General features: G+C 29.5%; 19 protein-coding genes. 18 read left to right on the top strand and 1 reads right to left on the bottom strand.

Annotated elements, in window-relative coordinates; all coding sequences use genetic code 11:
- The 13 genes from ftsY to GFJ41_RS13280 all read left to right on the top strand — a co-directional run.
- Positions 1–1,004: signal recognition particle-docking protein FtsY (gene ftsY, locus GFJ41_RS13340; RefSeq protein ID WP_170075558.1), on the top strand; the 1,004-nt coding region annotated here is incomplete at its 5' end.
- A 101-nt stretch (positions 1,005–1,105) separates the two neighbouring features.
- On the top strand, positions 1,106–1,474 hold the full coding sequence (ylxM, locus tag GFJ41_RS13335) for a YlxM family DNA-binding protein (RefSeq protein ID WP_021429599.1): 369 nt from the start codon (positions 1,106–1,108) through the stop codon (positions 1,472–1,474).
- A complete protein-coding gene (ffh, locus tag GFJ41_RS13330; protein ID WP_021429709.1) occupies positions 1,471–2,823 on the top strand; it encodes a signal recognition particle protein in 1,353 nt (450 codons plus the stop codon). The genes ylxM and ffh overlap by 4 nt, the downstream gene beginning before the upstream one ends.
- A gap of 39 nt (positions 2,824–2,862) precedes the next feature.
- A complete protein-coding gene (rpsP, locus tag GFJ41_RS13325) occupies positions 2,863–3,135 on the top strand; it encodes a 30S ribosomal protein S16 (protein ID WP_021429667.1) in 273 nt (90 codons plus the stop codon).
- A gap of 23 nt (positions 3,136–3,158) precedes the next feature.
- On the top strand, positions 3,159–3,386 hold the full coding sequence (locus GFJ41_RS13320; RefSeq protein WP_021429642.1) for a KH domain-containing protein: 228 nt from the start codon (positions 3,159–3,161) through the stop codon (positions 3,384–3,386).
- Between the two features lie 87 nt (positions 3,387–3,473).
- On the top strand, positions 3,474–3,989 hold the full coding sequence (rimM, locus tag GFJ41_RS13315) for a ribosome maturation factor RimM (protein ID WP_035115311.1): 516 nt from the start codon (positions 3,474–3,476) through the stop codon (positions 3,987–3,989).
- A 15-nt stretch (positions 3,990–4,004) separates the two neighbouring features.
- Positions 4,005–4,697, top strand: a complete 693-nt coding sequence (gene trmD / locus GFJ41_RS13310) for a tRNA (guanosine(37)-N1)-methyltransferase TrmD (protein ID WP_170075557.1) — start codon at positions 4,005–4,007, stop codon at positions 4,695–4,697.
- Between the two features lie 106 nt (positions 4,698–4,803).
- Positions 4,804–5,148, top strand: a complete 345-nt coding sequence (gene rplS / locus GFJ41_RS13305; RefSeq protein WP_021433783.1) for a 50S ribosomal protein L19 — start codon at positions 4,804–4,806, stop codon at positions 5,146–5,148.
- Between the two features lie 139 nt (positions 5,149–5,287).
- Positions 5,288–6,193, top strand: a complete 906-nt coding sequence (gene ylqF, locus GFJ41_RS13300) for a ribosome biogenesis GTPase YlqF (RefSeq protein WP_021429762.1) — start codon at positions 5,288–5,290, stop codon at positions 6,191–6,193.
- A 324-nt stretch (positions 6,194–6,517) separates the two neighbouring features.
- On the top strand, positions 6,518–7,840 hold the full coding sequence (gene brnQ / locus GFJ41_RS13295; protein ID WP_035115308.1) for a branched-chain amino acid transport system II carrier protein: 1,323 nt from the start codon (positions 6,518–6,520) through the stop codon (positions 7,838–7,840).
- Positions 7,841–8,017: 177 nt separating this feature from the next.
- Positions 8,018–10,144, top strand: coding sequence for an adenosylcobalamin-dependent ribonucleoside-diphosphate reductase (locus tag GFJ41_RS13290; protein ID WP_035115305.1), 2,127 nt, complete (start codon positions 8,018–8,020; stop codon positions 10,142–10,144).
- Positions 10,145–10,236: 92 nt separating this feature from the next.
- On the top strand, positions 10,237–11,004 hold the full coding sequence (gene rnhB, locus GFJ41_RS13285) for a ribonuclease HII (RefSeq protein WP_021429635.1): 768 nt from the start codon (positions 10,237–10,239) through the stop codon (positions 11,002–11,004).
- Positions 11,005–11,046: 42 nt separating this feature from the next.
- A complete protein-coding gene (locus GFJ41_RS13280) occupies positions 11,047–12,069 on the top strand; it encodes an alpha-hydroxy-acid oxidizing protein (RefSeq protein ID WP_021433773.1) in 1,023 nt (340 codons plus the stop codon).
- Between the two features lie 144 nt (positions 12,070–12,213).
- On the opposite strand, the gene GFJ41_RS13275 is transcribed toward GFJ41_RS13280, so the two are convergent.
- Complete coding sequence (locus GFJ41_RS13275; RefSeq protein ID WP_170075556.1) at positions 12,214–13,479, bottom strand: CapA family protein; 1,266 nt, start codon at positions 13,477–13,479, stop codon at positions 12,214–12,216.
- 152 nt (positions 13,480–13,631) lie between these two features.
- On the opposite strand from GFJ41_RS13275, the gene GFJ41_RS13270 reads away from it, so the two are divergent.
- From GFJ41_RS13270 to codY, 5 genes are all read left to right on the top strand, one after another.
- The gene (locus tag GFJ41_RS13270; RefSeq protein ID WP_170075555.1) at positions 13,632–13,976 is read left to right on the top strand and encodes a YraN family protein; all 345 of its coding nucleotides are present in this window, start codon (positions 13,632–13,634) and stop codon (positions 13,974–13,976) included.
- Positions 13,977–14,000: 24 nt separating this feature from the next.
- Complete coding sequence (locus GFJ41_RS13265) at positions 14,001–15,527, top strand: YifB family Mg chelatase-like AAA ATPase (RefSeq protein WP_170075554.1); 1,527 nt, start codon at positions 14,001–14,003, stop codon at positions 15,525–15,527.
- 25 nt (positions 15,528–15,552) lie between these two features.
- Positions 15,553–16,641: a DNA-processing protein DprA gene (dprA, locus tag GFJ41_RS13260; protein WP_170075553.1), complete on the top strand. Its 1,089-nt coding sequence runs from the start codon at positions 15,553–15,555 to the stop codon at positions 16,639–16,641.
- Between the two features lie 21 nt (positions 16,642–16,662).
- On the top strand, positions 16,663–18,756 hold the full coding sequence (topA, locus tag GFJ41_RS13255) for a type I DNA topoisomerase (protein WP_035115298.1): 2,094 nt from the start codon (positions 16,663–16,665) through the stop codon (positions 18,754–18,756).
- A gap of 148 nt (positions 18,757–18,904) precedes the next feature.
- Positions 18,905–19,687 carry a GTP-sensing pleiotropic transcriptional regulator CodY gene (codY, locus tag GFJ41_RS13250; RefSeq protein WP_021429555.1) on the top strand — a complete coding sequence of 261 codons (783 nt, stop codon included), beginning with the start codon at positions 18,905–18,907 and terminating at the stop codon, positions 19,685–19,687.
- Positions 19,688–19,794 lie beyond the last annotated feature (107 nt).

Raw genomic sequence — 19,794 nt, 5'->3', positions numbered from 1 at the left:
TAGAAGAAGTAGAAGAAGTAGAAGAAGTAGAAGAAGTAGAAGAAGTAGAAGAAGTAGAAGAAGTAGAAGAAGTAGAAGAAGAAATTACAAAAGAAGGTTTATTTGCAAGACTTAAACAAGGACTTACTAAAGCTAAACAAGGAATAACAGATAAAATTGATGCTGTTTTAAATTCATATACTACAATAGATGAAGATCTTCTTGAAGAACTTGAAGAAATACTAATAACAGCAGATGTTGGCGTAAACACTACTATGGAAATGATAGATGGACTAAGAGATGCTATAAAAACTAAAGGTATTACAGATCCTTTAGATGTAAGAGGTGAGTTAAAAGCTGTAATATGCGATATGTTAGGCGAAGAAGATTCTAAATTAAACATAGAGCCTGGTCCAAGTATAATTTTAATGGTAGGAGTAAATGGGGTAGGTAAAACTACTACAATAGGTAAACTAGCTAATAGATACACTAAAGAAGGTAAAAAAGTACTCCTTGCAGCAGGTGATACATTTAGAGCAGCAGCTATAGAACAACTAGAAGTATGGGCTAACAGAAGTAACGTGGATATAATAAAGCACCAAGAAGGAGCTGATCCAGGAGCTGTAATATTTGATGCTGTTAAAGCTGCTAAAGCTAGAAAAGCAGATGTATTAATTTGTGATACAGCAGGAAGGCTTCATAATAAAACTAACTTAATGAATGAGTTAGGTAAAGTATTCAAAATAGTTGATAGAGAATATCCAGAAGCGCAAAAAGAAGTTTTACTAGTTGTAGATGCTACAACAGGTCAAAATGCGGTATCTCAGGCTAAAACATTTAAAGAAGTAGCTGATATAACGGGAATAGTTTTAACTAAATTAGATGGAACAGCAAAAGGTGGAGTTGTTTTAGCTGTTAAATCTGAAGTTGATGTTCCTGTGAAACTTATAGGTGTTGGAGAGAAAGTAGAAGACTTACAAGATTTTGATTCAAAAGCATTTATAGATGCGTTATTTGGGAACTAATTAGCTTTTTAAAATAATTGTTGACAACTTTATTAGTATGATATAAAATACAATGTGTAAAGGAATTAACCTTTACAGTAAAGCAAGTGGGAAGTGTAATAATGAATCTAGAAAAATTAGTAGAAATTGGGTTGTTATTTGAACAATACAAAATGCTTCTAACTGATAAGCAAAGAGAAATTGTATCACTTTATTACAATGAAGATTATTCTCTTGGAGAAATCAGTGAAAATCTAAGTGTTTCAAGACAAGGAATATATGATACATTAAAGCGTTCTGAAAAAATTTTGAAGGATTATGAAGCAAAATTAGGCTTAGTTAAAAAGTCAAAAGAACGTGAAAAAATTACACAAGACATATATAATAAAGTTGTTGACATTAAACAAGATTTATTGCAAAATAGAGATTGTGCTAATTTAATCCCTAAGGTAGAAAATATAGAAGATTTATGTAGGGAGATGTTAAAATGATATTTGAAGGATTAGCAGATAAACTACAGGGCGCTTTAGGTAAATTAAAATCTAAAGGAAAGCTTACTGAAAAAGATGTTAAAGATGCTATGAGAGAAGTTAAGTTAGCGTTATTAGAAGCTGATGTTAACTTTAAAGTAGTTAAAGACTTTGTTAAGAAAGTTCAAGAAAGAGCTGTTGGACAAGATGTTATGGAAAGCTTGACACCAGCACAACACGTTATAAAAATAGTTAATGAAGAACTGACAAGTTTAATGGGTGATGTTCAAAGTAAAATAATGATATCGCCAAAGCCACCAACAGTTATAATGATGGTAGGTTTACAAGGTGCAGGTAAGACAACTACATCTGGTAAGCTTGGAGGATACTTTAAAAAGCAAGGTAAGAAGCCCTTACTAGTGGCTTGTGATATATATAGACCTGCAGCGATAAAGCAATTACAAGTTGTAGGTGAAAAATTAGATATACCAGTATTTAGCATGGGAGATAAAGAAAGCCCAGTAAATATAGCAAAAGCTGGATATAATCATGCAGTAAAAAATAACCACGATTTAGTTATAATAGATACAGCGGGTAGACTTCATATAGATGAGACTTTAATGGAAGAGTTACAAAATATAAAATCTGAAGTTAAGCCACATGAAATACTATTGGTTGTAGACTCTATGACAGGACAAGATGCAGTTAATGTTGCACAAAGCTTCAATGATGCTCTTGGGGTTGATGGAGTAGTTTTAACTAAGCTTGATGGTGATACTAGAGGTGGGGCAGCACTTTCAATAAGAGCTGTAACACAAAAGCCTATAAAGTTTATAGGTATGGGAGAAAAGCTAGATGACTTAGAGCCTTTCCATCCAGATAGAATGGCATCTAGAATATTAGGTATGGGAGACATCCTAAGCTTAATAGAAAAGGCTCAAGAAAATATAGATTTAGAAAAAGCTAAGGAATTAGAAAGCAAAATTAAAAAGCAAGATCTTGATTTTGAAGATTTCTTAGAACAAATGGAACAAATTCAAAAGATGGGTCCTTTAAACAAGGTAATTGAAATGATTCCTGGTATGGGTCAAGTCAAAGACCAACTTGGGGACATCGATATGAATAATAAAGAAATTGTTAGGACTAAGGCAATCGTACAGTCTATGACAATAGAAGAAAGAAGAAATCCTAGTATCTTAAATGCTTCAAGAAAGAAAAGAATAGCAAGAGGTAGTGGTACTAGTGTTCAAGATGTAAACAGACTTATAAAGCAATTTGATGAGATGAAAAAAATGATGAAGATGTTTACAGGAACTCAAAAAAGCATGAAGAAAAGGGGAGGCTTTGCCGGTTTACCTTTCTTTAAATAATAGAAAACAAAAAGATAAAAATTTTTCGGAGGTGTCGATATGGCAGTTAAAATAAGATTAAAAAGAATGGGATCAAATAAAAAACCTTTCTACAGAATAGTAGTAGCAGATTCTAGAGCTCCAAGAGATGGAAAGTTCATAGAAGAAATAGGATTCTACAATCCAATATCTCAACCAAAGCAAGTTAAAATAAACGATGAGAAAGCTGTTAAATGGTTAGGATGTGGAGCACAACCAACTGATACAGTTAAAACTTTATTAGTTAACAACGGAGTAATGGAAAAGTTCGAAGCTTCTAAGCAAGCTAAGTAATTTTCTTTTAGGAGTGAATTGATATGAAAGAGCTAGTACTAGATATAGCAAAGGCTCTTGTCGATAATCCAGAGGCAGTTGAAGTAGAGGAAACTTTTAATGATGGAGAAACTATCTTAAAATTAAAAGTAGCCCCTGATGACATGGGTAAGGTTATCGGTAAGCAGGGTAGAATAGCTAAAGCTATAAGAACTGTTATAAAATCTGCTTCAAATAGAGACCACAAAAAGGTTACTCTTGAAATAATATAAAGGATTAGGTATTAACCTAGTCCTTTTTGTATATACTGTGTATATATTGCGCAAAGATAAAGCATAATTTTTAAAGAAGGTGAGATTATGGAAAATAAATTAACTCATTTTAAAATAGGACAAATAGTAAAAACACAAGGTTTAAAAGGTGAAGTAAGAATTTACTCCACAACGGATGATATATATAGATATGACGACTTGGATACTTTTTATATAGGAAAAGACCTTAATACAGAATATAAAGTACAAAATGTTAGATATAAAGGTAACTTAGTTATAATGAAAATAAAAGGAATAGATACAGTAGAAATGGCTGAAAAGATAGTTAACAAAAATATCTATGTATCTAGAGAAGAGTCAAAAGAATTAGATGAAGACGAGTTCTTTATTGCTGATATGATTGGTATAGACGTTTATACAGTAGATAATAAACATGTAGGTGTATTAGATGATGTTTTACAATATGCAGCTAATGATGTTTATGTAATTAAAGGTGAAGATAATAAAGAATATCTTATACCAGCTGTTATGAAATTTGTACCTGAGATAGATATAGAAGAAAGAAAAATGATAATAGACCCTATAAAGGGAATGTTAGATTAATTTTAAGGTGATATTATGAGATTTCATATAATGACGCTATTCCCAGAAATATTCAATTCTTATATGAATGAGAGTATAATGAAAAGGGCTGTAGAAAAAGGTATTATTGAAGTAAACATATACAATATAAGAGACTTTTCTACTAATAAGCATAAAAAGGTAGATGATTATCCTTTTGGAGGTGGAGCAGGCATGGTAATGACTCCACAACCAATATATGATACATATAAACATATTATAGATAAGTTTGATATAAAAGATCCTAGAGTTGTATATTTAACTCCTAAGGGTAAAGTTCACAATCAAAATATAGCTAGTGAAATGTCAACATTTGAAGATGTAATACTTTTATGTGGGCACTATGAAGGAATAGATCAAAGAATCATTGATTCTATAGTTACCGATGAAATATCTATAGGAGATTATGTATTAACAGGAGGAGAACTTCCTGCACTAATTCTTATAGACTCAATTTCAAGGCTTATACCAGGTGTATTAAGTCAAAATGAATCCTTTGAAGAGGAATCATTTAAAGATGATTTATTAGAGTACCCTCATTATACTAGACCTAGAGAATTTATGGGAATGGAAGTTCCGGAAGTTTTACTGTCTGGAAATCATAAGAAAATAGATGAGTGGAGACATGAGAAAGCTATTGAAATAACTAAAGAAAGACGTCCTGATTTATACAAAAAAGCTTGTAAATAAATAGGACATATAGTATAATAAAATCTGTTGAAAAAATAAAACGGGCGTTCCTCTGCTTACAAATGGTCAAGTAATTAAGAGCGTCTATGATACCAGGAGGATTAAAATGAACGAAATATTAAGATCATTAGAGCAAGAGCAATTAAAAAATGAAGTTCCTAACTTTGGACCTGGGGACACTGTAAAAGTACACGTTAGAATAGTTGAAGGAAAAAGAGAAAGAATACAAATATTCGAAGGTGTTGTATTAAAGAGACAAGGTGGAGGAGCTAGAGAAACTTTCACTGTAAGAAAAATATCTTTCAACGTTGGAGTAGAAAGAACATTCCCTGTTCATTCTCCAAAATTAGAGAAGATAGAAGTAACTAGAAAAGGTAAAGTAAGAAGAGCTAAACTAAACTACTTAAGAGGTAGAGTAGGTAAAGCTGCTAAGATAAAAGAAGCTAGATAATAAACTTTACTATACAGGGGACTGAGATTTCAGTCTCCTTTTTTACTATTAATTAGATTAAAATAAATTTTTATAAATATAAATTATAAGTTTAGATAAAATAATTTGTGTTTTTAATATTAGAAAAAGGAGAAAATATATGAAAATACAAAGAATGACAGATGAATACTTAAGAGATGATAGTTTACATATAAACTGGTATCCAGGGCATATGAAAAAAACTAAAGACTTAGTAAGAAACAACTTAAAATTAGTCGATGTTGTTGTAGAACTTTTAGATGCAAGAATACCACTTAGTAGTAGGAATCCTGATATAGATAGATTTGTTGGAGATAAACCAAGAGTTGTAGTTTTAAACAAAAGTGATATATCAGATCAAAATAAATTAAACCAATGGGTTGATTATTACAAAAAAAGAGGAATAAAAGCTATACCAGTAGATACTTTAAAGGGAAAAGGCGTAAATAAAATAATAGAAGAATGTAAAAATGAAACTAGAGAAAAAATGGAAGCTTTAGTTAAAAAGGGAAGAATAGAGAGACCTATAAGAATAATGATCGTTGGAATTCCAAATGTAGGTAAATCTTCTCTTATAAATAAGCTTACAGGAAGAAAAAGTACTCAAACAGGAGATAAGCCAGGAGTAACTAAAGGTAAGCAATGGGTTAAGTTAAAAGGTAACTTAGAGCTATTAGATACTCCAGGTATATTATGGCCTAAATTTGAAGATGAAGAAGTAGCTTTAAAATTAGCATTTTGTAGAGCTATAAAAGATGAAGTTTTAGACGTGGACACTTTAGGTCTTAAATTAATAGAGAAATTAATGGAAATAGAACCAGAAAAATTAAAAGAAAGATATAAACTGGAAGAGCTTGGAGAAACTCCTATAGAAACTATGGATAAAATAGGAATTAAAAGAGGTCTTATTTTGAGAAAAAATGAGTTGGATTATACAAGAATTGCAACAACAGTTCTAAATGAATTCAGAGATGGTAAGATAGGAAGAATAACTTTAGAAGTACCTAAAGATATGATTGATTGTTAAAGCTATTTTAATAAATAGAGATTAGATAAAAAAATAGAATCCTTCAAAGCCAGTGTTTTCACTGTAAAGGGGCTATTTTTATAAAGTCTAAACTCTATTTTTTTTCATTTATAGGTAAGCCATAAAAAAATTTTTTTATGATAAAAATTTAACTTAAAGGCTGAAATATTTGGAATAACTTAACTCTAGAAATATATAGGATTAGACGGAATATTCGTAATATTTTGTATATTGACAATATTATTGACAGTTAGAAAAAACTATCATATAATATTTTCAGAATATTTAATCTAAATAAAAAGAAATTTTTTAGGGGGCTTTAATATGAAAAATACGAACAAAGATATAATTATAGTGGGATTTGCACTTTTTGCTATGTTCTTTGGAGCAGGAAATCTTATCTTCCCACCATTTTTAGGACTTATATCTGGTGAAAGTTGGATGACGGGATTCTCAGGATTTATATTAGCTGATGTAGGACTAGCATTACTAGCTATAGCAGCAGCAGCAAAATGCGGAGGAGATGTTAATAAGATTTTAGGAAGAGCAGGTAAATCTTTATCAAAAGTTGTAGGAATAGCTATAATGATTTGTCTAGGACCTTTATTAGCAATACCTAGAACAGCAGCTACAACATTTGAAATGGGTGTACAACCTATAATAGGAAATGCTGTATCTCCAGTAATATTCTCTATAATATTCTTTGCAATAGTGTTATTACTTACAATAAGACCATCTAAGGTTGTAGATATAATAGGAAAAGTGTTAACACCAGCATTACTTGTTGCGTTAGCTCTTTTAATAATAAAAGGTATAATAACACCATTAGGACAAATAAGCCCAGACACTTTAGTAGACAACGTATTTTCAAATGGAGTATCACAAGGATATCAAACAATGGATGCGTTAGGAGCAGTTGCACTTTCAACTATAATAATTGCATCTTTACACAATAAAGGATATGAAAGTAACTCAGAAAAAGTGAGTTTAACAATAAAAGCTGGTATAGTAGCAGGAGTAGCTTTATGTTTTGTTTATGGAGGACTTACATTCTTAGGAGCAACTATATCTCAAAGCTTTGCAGGACAAGATATAAGCTCAATATCTCAAGCTTCATTAATAGTTGGAATAACAGAACAATTACTTGGATATCCAGGTAAAGCTATACTAGGAATAATAGTAGCTCTAGCTTGTTTAACAACAGCTATAGGATTAACATCAGCTACAGGACAATATTTCACTAAAATTACTAACAATAAATTAAAATATGAAGTAGTAGTTGTTGTTGTATGTGTATTCAGTGCTATAGTATCTAACTTTGGAGTTGACACTATAATTAAATTCTCAGCACCAATACTTGATATGGTTTACCCAGTAACTATACTACTAGTAATAACAACATTATTTAAAGATCAAATTAAAAATGATAATGCTATAAAAGGTGCAGCATATGTAACTTTAATAATAAGTATATTAGGTGTAGTTAATTCATTAGCTAAAACTTATGGATTACCAGTACACATACCATTCTTAGAAGTATTACCATTTGCTAAGATAGGATTTAACTGGATAGTACCTGCAATAGTAGGTGGAATATTAGGAAACTTTGTTAAGACAAGTAACTGCATGAGTGTAGAATACGAATAATAAAAGTTAATATAAGAAAACATAAAGTCGTTGATAAAATTATCAACGACTTTTTTATACTAAAAATTAAGTATAAGATATTAATTTAAAATTAAAAATATATAAATAATGTTTAATACAGTAGACAAAAAGTGTATTTATATAAGGAAACTTTTATGTATAGGTTGGAGGTATAGTATGAAAAAAATCATAAAAAGAGATGGAAGTATTGAAAAATTTAGTAAAGTAAAAATTGCAGATGCAGTTTATAAATCAACAATAAATAGTGAAAAAGGAATAGATAAAAATCTAGGAAATGAAATAGCAAATAAAGTTGAGGAAATTTTTAAAAATAGTGATAAGTCTTTAAATGTTGAAGAAATTCAAGACTTAGTAGAAGTATTACTTATGGAATCTAATAGAAAAGATGTAGCAAAACACTATATTTTATATAGAGAAAAAAGAGCTAATATAAGAAAAAAACCCTGGGATATGGACGAATTACAAAAATCTATATGGAAAAATAAATATAGATATAATAAAGAAAACTTTGATGAATGGATGAATAGAATATCTGCTAAAAATACTAGAATAGGAAAGTTAATAAGACAGAAAAAGTTTCTATTTGCAGGTAGAATTTTAGCTAATAGAGGATTATATAAAGATGGATTAAAAGTTACATACTCAAATTGCTACGTTTTAGAACCACCAAAAGATAATTTAGAAGATATATTTGATACAGCAAAAAAACTTGCAAGAACATTTAGCTATGGTGGTGGAGTTGGAATTGATATATCTAAATTAAGACCTAGAGGAGCTAAGGTTAATAATTCTGCTAAAAATACAACTGGGGCAGTTTCATTTATGGAACTATATAGTATGACTACAGGATTAATAGGTCAAAGAGGCAGACGTGGAGCGCTTATGATTTCAATGGAAGTAAGTCATCCAGATATAGAGGATTTTATAGATATAAAAACGGATTTAACTAAAATAACAAAAGCTAACATATCAGTGAGAATAAATGATGAGTTTATGAAAGCTGTTGAAAATAATGAAACTTATAGATGTGAATTTATAGTAGAAGGAAATAATGAACATATTATAAAGGAAGTAGATGCTAAAAAGTTATTCATGAAATTATGTAAAAATAATTGGGACTATGCAGAACCAGGAATATTATTTTGGGATAATATAAAAAAACATCATCTTATGAGTGAAGATAAAGAATTTGCTTATGCGGGAGTAAATCCTTGTGCAGAAGAGCCATTACCAAGTGGGGGAAGTTGTTTACTAGGGTCTATAAATTTATCTGAGTTTGTAATACAACCATTTGGGACAAGTGCTACGTTTGATATTAATAAATTTAAAGCGTGTGTTAGAGAGTCTGTAATAGCTCTAAATCAAGTTTTAGATGAAGGGCTGGACTTACATCCATTACAAGAACAAAAGATAAGTGTTGATAGATATAGACAAATCGGATTAGGTGTTATGGGTATAGGGGATATGCTTATAAAAATGAATATGAGATATGGTTCTGATAAATCAATAGAGCTATGTAAATTCATAGCTAGAACCATGCTAAATGAAGCAGTTAAACAGTCATCATTACTAGCAAAAGAATATGGTCCATTTAAAGAATATAAAAAAGAAGCTATTTTAAAATCTAAATTTTTCAATGATAATATAGATGATGATATAAAAGAATTAGTTAAATTATATGGACTTAGAAACTCTCAACTTCTAACTATACCACCTACTGGATCTATATCTACTATGCTAGGAATAAGTGGTGGAATTGAACCTATATTTAATGTTTCGTATATAAGAAAAACTGAAAGTTTACATGACGAAGATGTATATTACAAAGTATATACTCCTATAGTAAAAGAATATATGGATTTAAAAAATATAACCGATGAAAAAGATTTACCTGATATATTTGTAACAGCTATGAATTTAGATTATGAAGACAGAATAAAAATGCAACAAGCATGGCAGCAATATATTGATGCATCAATTTCATCTACTATAAATCTTCCTTATGAAACAACAGTTGAAGATGTGTATGAGATTTATATTAAGGCTTGGAAACACAACTTAAAAGGAGTAACTATATTTAGAGATGGATGTAAACGAAGTGGAGTACTTATAAATGAAAAACCTAAATATGAAAAAGAAGAAAATGATTTAAAAGAAGAAATATGTGTAACTGAAGATGATAAAAATGAAAAATTCATATGCCCAGAGTGTGGAAATGAACAAATGGCAAATACAGGAGGATGTAGTATTTGCTTAAAGTGTGGATACAGCGGGTGTAATTAATAAAATTTAAAATTAAAGTGCTTAAATTTATATTAAGCGCTTTAATTTTTTGATAAAATATAAAGTAAAGATAAAAAATAAGGAGATAAAAGATGAAAGATAAAAGTGTTAAGGAAATAAATGCAATTATTGATTCGATAAGCACAGATGAATATTTAAAGTATATAGACATTTTAAAGGATGATGAGAGAAAATCAGTTAAAAATATAGCTATAAAATTAGCTAAAAAACTAGATAAAATAAGAGCGGAAAATGAAAGATTAGAACTTATAAACACATTTGAAAATGAAGGATATGAAAACGGATATACATATATTGGAGGAATAGATGAAGCAGGTAGAGGTCCACTAGCAGGTCCTGTTGTTGCAGCTGTTGTAGTTTTTAAACCAGGGACTAAGATAGAGGGTATAAATGACTCTAAAAAATTGAGTGAGGCTAAAAGAGATGAATTATTTGATATAATAAGAGATCAAGCTCTTGACTATGGAATAGGTATAGTTCAAAGAGAAGAGATAGATGAATATAACATATTAAATGCAACATATATGGCGATGAAAAAAGCTATAAACTGCTTGAAGAAAGCACCAGATTATTTATTAGTTGATGCTGCACATGTTCCAGATGTGAGTATAGACCAAAAGTCTATTATTAAAGGAGACTCTAAATCTATATCTATAGCTGCAGCTAGTATATTAGCAAAGGTTACAAGGGATAGTATAATGTATGAATATGATAAAATGTATCCTGAGTACGGATTTGCTTCTCATAAAGGATATGGAACGGACCAACATTACAAAGCTATTAGAGAGCATGGAATAACAACTATACACAGAAGAAGTTTTTTAAAAAATATATTATAGTGATATAATTTAATTATAAATTATGCTAAGGGAGAGGTTTTTATGGACTATAAAGAAATGTTAAAACAAGCAAGAGAAAATCTAAATGGAAGCTGTAGAGTTTGCAAAGTTTGTAATGGAGTAGTTTGTGCAAGTGAAGTTCCTGGAATGGGAGGGAAAGGGACTGGAAGTGCATTTATAGAAAACTATGAAAGCTTAGATAAAGTAAAATTGAATATGAGGGTTATTCATAATGTGAAAAATCCAGACACAAAGGTAGAACTGTTTGGGAAAAAAATGAAAGCTCCTATATTTGCTGCGCCTATAACAGGCACAACACTTAACATGGGTGGTAAGTTAAGTGAAAGAGAATATATAACTAGTGTTGTAGATGGATGTTTAAAAAATGAAATTTATCCTATGGTAGGAGATACTGCAGTAGATGAATTTTTAATAGAAAATTTAAGAGTAATAAAAGAGTTTGATGGAAATGGAATAGTATTTATAAAGCCTTGGGAGAATTCAGATATAAAAAGAAAGATTAAATTAGCTGAAGAAGCTGGAGCCTTTGCAGTAGGAGTAGATATAGATGCATGCGGACTAGTTACTTTATCTATGCATGGTAAAACTGTAGAACCAAAGTCAATTGATGCTATAAAGGATTTAAAAGCATCTACAAACCTACCGTTTATATTAAAAGGTATAATGACTAAGGAAGATGCTTTAATGGCTGTAGAAGCTGGTGTAGATGCTATAGTTGTATCTAACCATGGAGGTAGAGTTTTAGACCATACTCCAGGAGTGTGCGATGTACTTGAAGATATAGCTTCGGCTGTTAAAGGTAAGGTTACTATACTTGCAGATGGAGGAGTTAGAACTGGGGTTGATGTGGTCAAAATGCTAGGACTTGGAGCAGATGGAATTTTAATAGGAAGACCATTTGTGACAGCTTCATTTGGTGGGCTTAGTGAAGGTGTAGATATGTATGTTAAGAAGGTTATAAATGAAATTGAATCTACTATGATTTTAACAGGATGTCAAACTATAAAAGATATAGATGAGAAAGTAATATTTAAAAAAGCATAAATTAAAAAAGCTATCTCAAAATAGCGTATTAGTAAAAAGGTTAAAATATAAGGTTTGCTCCTAAAGCTGGAAAGATGCTTTAGAAGTCGCTAAATCTTACATTTTAACCTTTTACTACATTATTTTATTTTGAAATAGCTTTTTTTATTTTGCTACATGTAGAATGTCAGAAGAGCCTATTATAGATGTAGTGTTATCGTATGATTTTTTTGCTTTATCAAGTGGTAAATTATCTATTTTAGAAAGTTGTTTTTCGTTTATTAAAGGTATTATTTCATATGTAAGTTTACCATTTTTATTGTTATATTTATTAACCCATGTAGGTATGTATTCAACATTTGAAATTTTAGTTTCTCCAGTATTTAAGTTTTTGTTTATACCTATGTTGACAATAACACCATCTTCAGTATATTTTTTATTTAAAATTTCATTTCTTTGATTGCTTAAGAAGTTTCCTAATGAATATATAACTAAAGTTTCATTATCATTTTCATCAGATTTTATCATTTCAATAGGTTGGACCATATGAGGATGAGAACCTATGATTATATCAACTCCATAATCACATAATTTTTTAGCTAACTCTTTTTGAAACTCATTAGGTTGTCTTGTGTATTCATCTCCCCAGTGTAGTATAACAACTTGAAGGTCAGATTCTTTATTATTCATAACATCTAAAGTATCTTTAATTTCATTAAAGGCTATATCTACATAACTTGAGTTGAAAATATTTAAATTATTAAGGTCATTATAATCTATATTCAATCCATTAAGTGCTGTAGTACTTCCATACACTTGTCCATATGAGTAAGCCGTTATACCTAGCTTTACTCCATCAACGTCTTTTATTAAAAAGTTTTCGTCTTCATCATTTTTTTGAGTACCGACATGTTCTATATCTTTAGAATTTAAAACATCTAGTGTTCTATAAACTCCATCTGAACCCCTATCATATGTATGATTATTTATTGTGGATACTATATCTACCCCACTATTTTTTATTGCATCAGCCAATTCATCAGGTGAATTGAATTTTGGAAATGAGCTATACTTTGCTTTAGGGCCAGCTAAAGTTGTCTCTAAATTTCCTATAGCTAAATCGGATTTAGATATATATGGTTTTACATATTTAAAGTTATTATCGAATGAATATGTATTAGTACCTTTATCAAACTGAGCTTTTAATTGATCATCGTGAGCCATGATATCCCCTATTGCGCTTATAGTTACATTTTTTACACTACTATCATCATTTGCTATTTTTGTTGCATTAATTTCAAAAACCTTTCCTTTAAATATATTTACTGCTAAAAATGACATTATAAAAAATAAGCATAATGAAATTGCAGAAATTATAATAATTTCACTTTTCTTATTTTTTATTTTCCTTTTCTTTGATGTTCTCTTCATACTTCCTCCAAATGCCCAAAATTAATATATATTAAATCATAATCTTATGAAAACTAATTATCAAGGCTTAAAAAGTTACATTTAAAAAATTGTATACTAAACAACAGTATTGACTATACTTTATAAAAAAATCAAAATAAAAGGTAATTTTTATGAATAATATACAAAAAGGTAGTTTAGGTGAAAAATTAGCAACAAATTATTTGAAATCTAAAGGAGCTTACATATTAGAAAACAACTACAAATTAAAATTTGGAGAAATTGATATAATAGTAAAATTAAAGGAAGAATTGGTATTTGTAGAAGTAAAAGCAAGAAGTAATATAAACTTTGGATATCCATCAGAAGCTGTAAATTATAAAAAGAAAATGAAGATAAAAAATGTTGCTAAATATTATATAGTTAAAAATAAATTAGAAAAAGTTCCAATAAGGTTTGACGTTATTGAAGTTTATTTGAAAAATAACGAAATAAACCATATTGAAAATGCTTTTTAATAGTAATAAAAAAGAGGTAATAAAATGTTAAGTATTATAAACTCAAGTACCTTGGTAGGTATTGAAGGAATAATAGTAGAGGTAGAAGTTGATATAACTAATGGAATACCAAGTTTCAATATTGTTGGATTAGCAGGAGCATCTATAAAAGAATCTAGAGAGCGGGTAAAGTCTGCAATATTAAATAGTGGATATAAATTTCCTAATTCAAGGATAGTGGTAAACTTATCTCCTGCAGATATGAAAAAAGAAGGAGCTTACTTCGACTTACCTATATCTATAGGAATACTAAGTAACTTTATAAATGAAAGTGATGAATATTTAAATGAAAGCTTATTTATAGGAGAACTATCATTAGATGGAAAATTGAGAAAAGTAAAAGGCATTTTATCTTTAGTTATAAATGCTAAGAATAAGGGTATAAAAAGAGTGTTTTTACCTAAAGAAAATGAAAGAGAAGCTTTATTTGTAAAAGAAATAGAAATAATACCTGTTGAAACATTGAAAGAGTGCATAGGATTTATAAATAAAGAAATAGATATAAAGAAAGAAAAAATAAAATTTATTCAAAGTAAAGAAAATTATGATGAAGATTTTTCAGATATAAAAGGAAACTATTTTGTAAAAAGAGGAGCAGAAATAGCAGCTGCAGGTAATCATAATTTTTTAATGATAGGACCTCCTGGATCAGGAAAGACTATGATTGCAAAAAGAATGATAACAATACTTCCAAGTATTAATGAAGAAGAAACACTGGAAGTAAGTAAGATATATAGTGCAGCAGGACTTTTAAAAGCAAATGAAGGAATTGTTTTAAATAGACCATTTAGATCTCCTCATCATACTGCAACTAAACAGGCATTGATAGGAGGTGGCGTTGATGCAAAACCTGGAGAAGTTGTACTAGCACATAGAGGGATACTTTTCTTAGATGAGATAGCTGAATTTGACAGGAAAATATTAGAAACTCTAAGGCAACCAATAGAAGATAAATATATAAATATATCAAGAGTAAAGATGAATTTAAAATATCCATGTAATAGCATGTTTATAGGAGCAATGAATCCATGCCCATGCGGATACTATATGTCAAATACAGAATGTAAATGCAGTACAAGCGATATAAATAGGTATTTAGGTAAAATTTCAGGGCCTCTATTAGACAGATTTGATATGTTTATAGAAGTAAACTCTATACATTATGAGGAATTCAATAGTAATAAAAAAGAAGAGAGTTCAATAGACATAAAACTAAGAGTAGAAAATGCAAGGAAAATTCAAAAAGCTAGATTTAAAAATGATGTTATAGATTTTAATAATGAGATTAAATCTTCTAAATTAAATTTATATTGTAGGCTAAATGATGAAGCTGATGAAGTATTGAAGTTAATTTTTAATAAATATAGGCTAGGAAATAGGAGTTACACAAAGTTAATAAAAACTGCTAGGACTATAGCTGATTTAGATAATAAAAAATTAATTGAACAAAATCATGTACTAGAGGCATTTTCATTTAGAAAAGCTTACTATAATTACTTTATGTATGAATAAATATGTTTTAATTTAGAGGTGAGTTATGAATAAGAAAGATATATACTTATGGTTATTGTCTATAGGAGGCATAGGAAATAAAACTATAGAAAAAATTGAAGACAGTGTAGATGATATAGAGCAACTTATGGACCTTCCTGATAAAGAGATACTAAAAATTGAAAATTTAAATTTAAATATTAAACAGAATATAGTAAAATATAAAAGTCGCGCTTATATAGACTCGCTAAAAGAGGAGTTATATAAGCATGAGGTAAGCTATATAGGAAAGAATGAGAGTACATACCCTTCTAAATTAAGACATATTTACAATGCTCCTAGTGTACTCTTTTACAAAGGAGATATAAATCAATTAAATAAGTTATCTTTAGCTATGGTAGGATCTAGAAAACCTACATCTTATGGAGTTTGGTGTGCTCAAAGTTTAAGTGAAGAATTATCTAACTATAATATAAACATAGTAAGTGGCATGGCTATGGGCATAGATGAACATTCTCACAAAGGATGTATTAAAGGATCATCAAAGACTGTAGCTGTTCTAGGATCAAGTGTAGAGAATCCACTTCCTAAGAAAAATTTTAACCTATCTAATAAAATATTAGAAGATGGAGGGCTTTTAGTATCAGAATATAATGTAGGACATCCAGTGGCTCCATCAAATTATCCAGCTAGAAACAGAATAATAAGTGGGTTAAGTGATGGGGTTATAGTAGTAGAGGCAACAAAGAAAAGTGGAGCATTAATAACTGTTGACTTTGCACTTGAACAGGGTAAAAACGTTTTTGCAATTCCAGGTAATATTAACTCAGACATGAGCAAAGGTTGCCATATGATAATAAAAGATGGTGCAAAGCTTGTTGATGATATAGAAGATATAATAAATGAATATAATTTAAAAAAATTTAACAAAATAGCTAATAATAGCAATAGCAATGCGTTAACATATGTACAGCAAAGCATTTTTGATATTATTAAAACAAAAGGAAGCTTGCATATAGATAGAATTTGTGATTATACTAATATGAATATACAAGATATAAATTGCATTTTAAATATGCTTGAAATAGAAGGTAAGATAATAGAAATGCGAAACAAGATATATAGTGTAAAATAAAAATTGTGGGGGTGTGGATATATGGCAAAAAGCTTAGTCATCGTTGAGTCGCCTGCAAAAGCTAAAACCATAGAAAAATTTTTAGGAAAAAGTCATTATACAGTAAAGGCATCTGTAGGGCATATAAGAGATTTACCTAAGAGTAAATTAGGAGTAGATATAGAGAACAATTTCGAGCCTCAGTATATAAACATAAGAGGTAAAGGGGATGTAATAAAGGAATTAAAGAAAGAAGCTAAAAAAGCAAAACAAGTTTTTCTAGCAACCGACCCCGATAGAGAAGGAGAGGCTATATCTTGGCATCTAGCACATATATTATCATTGGATGAGACTGAAAATTGTAGAATTGAATTCAATGAAATAACTAAAGATGCTATAAAAAAAGCTATAAAAAGTCCTAGAAATATTAAACTAGATTTAGTAGATGCGCAGCAGGCAAGACGTGTTTTAGATAGATTATTAGGATACCAAATAAGTCCTATACTTTGGCAAAAAGTTAGAAAAGGGCTTAGTGCAGGTAGAGTTCAATCTGTTACAACAAAATTAATATGTGATAGAGAGAAAGAAATAGAAGCTTTTGATCCAAAAGAATATTGGACAATAGAATTAGATGCTAAAACAAAAGAAGGTAAGGAAGTTACCTTAAAATATTATGGAGAAAATGATAAAAAGGTAGAACTTGAAAACGAAGGTCAAGTAAATGAAATACTAGAAAAAATAAAAGGTAAAGATTTAACTGTACATAGTATAGAGTCAAAATCAAGAAGAAAATCAGCTCCTAAGCCATTTACAACAAGCATGTTACAACAAGAAGCTGCAAATAAACTTGGTTTTACAACTAAGAAAACTATGATGGTAGCACAAGAATTATATGAAGGTGTAGATATAGACGGAGAAGGAACTCTAGGTTTAATTTCATATATAAGAACTGATTCAAAGAGAATATCAGAAGAGGCTAAAGAAAAAGCTAAAGAATTTATATTAGAAGAATATAGTGATAAATATTATAAATTTGAAGAAAATAAAAAAGCTAAAACTGAGTCTAAAAAAGTTCAGGATGCTCATGAAGCCATAAGACCGACAGCTGTAGATAGAACACCAAGCAACATAAAAGCATCTCTAAGTAGAGATCAATATAAGTTATATGATTTAATATGGAGAAGATTTGTTGCAAGTCAAATGGAAGACTCAGTATTTGATACTTTAAATTTAACTTGTAAAGTAGATAATCTAATATTTAAGGCCACAGGATCAAAATTAAAATTTGATGGTTATACTAAAGTATATAACTTTACAGATAGAGAAGATAAAATTCTTCCAACTGTTTACGAAAAAGATTTATTATCATCAGAAGAAGTTAGACCTTCTCAACATTTTACTCAACCGCCAGCTAGATATACAGAAGCTAGTTTAGTAAAAACTTTAGAAGAACTAGGTATAGGGAGACCATCTACTTATGCACCAACAATAGCTACTATATTAAATAGAGAATATGTTGAAAAAAATGCATCTAGTTTATGTCCAACTGAGTTAGGGAAAATAGTTACTAATATATTAGAAGAAAACTTCCAAAAATTTGTTGATGTAGATTTTACAGCACAGATGGAAAATATGCTAGATGATGTTGCAGAGGGAGATACATACTGGAAAGAAGTTGTAGCAGATGTGTATGCACCACTAAAAGAGGCTATAGAAGTAGCGATTGAAAATATTGAAAAAGTAAACATGGATGAAGAAACTGATGAAATTTGTGAAAATTGCGGATCTAACATGGTTATAAAATATGGAAGATTTGGTAAGTTTATAGCTTGTAAGAATTATCCAGAATGTAAGACAACTAAACCACTAGTAAATAAGGTAGGGGTAAAATGTCCTAAATGTGGAAAAGGTGATATAATTCTTAGAAAATCAAAAAAAGGTAAGGCCTTTTATGGATGCTCGAATTATCCAGAGTGTGATTTTATATCATGGAACAAACCTACTGGAGAATTATGTAGTGAATGTAATTCATACTTAGTAGAGAAGGTAACAAAATCAGAAACTAAGGTAATTTGTTCTAATAAAGAGTGTAAAAAAGAGAAAAATTTAGAAAATAATGATAAAAGCAATGAATAATGTCAAATAATGTGTCTAAAACCAATTTATAGTATTGAAAAAGATTTGAAATTATGATAATATGACAGTGCTAAAGTAAGAACGTTAAAATAATATAAATGTATTAAGGGTATAAAAGTGGCCAAACTTCATGAGGAGATGATAATAGATGGCAAGTGAAATGCTAGAAAAAACAAGAAAAATTAATAAAACATTACAAACTAGTGGTGGAAGTAATGTGTCATTTAATTTATTAGCTGAAGCATTAGGTGAAGTTTTAAGTTCGAATGCTTATGTTGTAAGTACTAAAGGTAAAATATTAGGTGTTTACCTTAATGTTGAAAAAGACAGCTCAGTTATAGAAGATGAAAAAACACACAAAAAGATGTTCCCAGAAGCATATTCAAAAAATATATTAAAAATAAACGAAACAAAAGAAAACTTAACTGGGACAGAAATGATAGAACTTCTTCCATACGAAGAAGACAGAAAAGAAAAATATTTAACAATAGTTCCAATATTATGTAGTGGACAAAGATTAGGTACATTAATACTTGCGAGATACGACCAAATGTTTACAGATGACGACTTAGTAATAGCAGAATATAGTGCAACAGTTATAGGTCTTGAAATATTAAGATCTATAGGTGAAGAGCTAGAAGAAGAAATGAGAAAGAAAGCTGTAGTTCAAATGGCTATAGGAACATTATCATATTCTGAATTAGAAGCTGTAGAGCATATATTCGAAGAATTAAGCGGAAGAGAAGGACTACTTGTTGCAAGTAAAATTGCAGATAGAGTTGGAATAACAAGATCTGTAATAGTAAATGCATTAAGAAAGTTTGAAAGTGCAGGGGTTATAGAATCTAGATCGCTAGGAATGAAAGGAACTCATATAAAAGTTCTTAACGACAAATTAATAGAAGAATTAGAAAAGTTAAAGTCTAATTAATTATAAAAAATAAGACATCCATAAGGATGTCTTATTTTTTTTTCATAAATAATCATTAAATCTAACTAATTGTAATATGTATTAATATACAAGTATTTAGGAGGGAT

The sequence above is a fragment of the Paraclostridium dentum genome (assembly GCF_012922555.1).
GTDB classification, from domain to species: domain Bacteria; phylum Bacillota; class Clostridia; order Peptostreptococcales; family Peptostreptococcaceae; genus Paraclostridium; species Paraclostridium dentum.
Note: the sequence above shows the minus strand (reverse complement) of the source record. Positions and strands in the feature narration are given on the sequence as shown.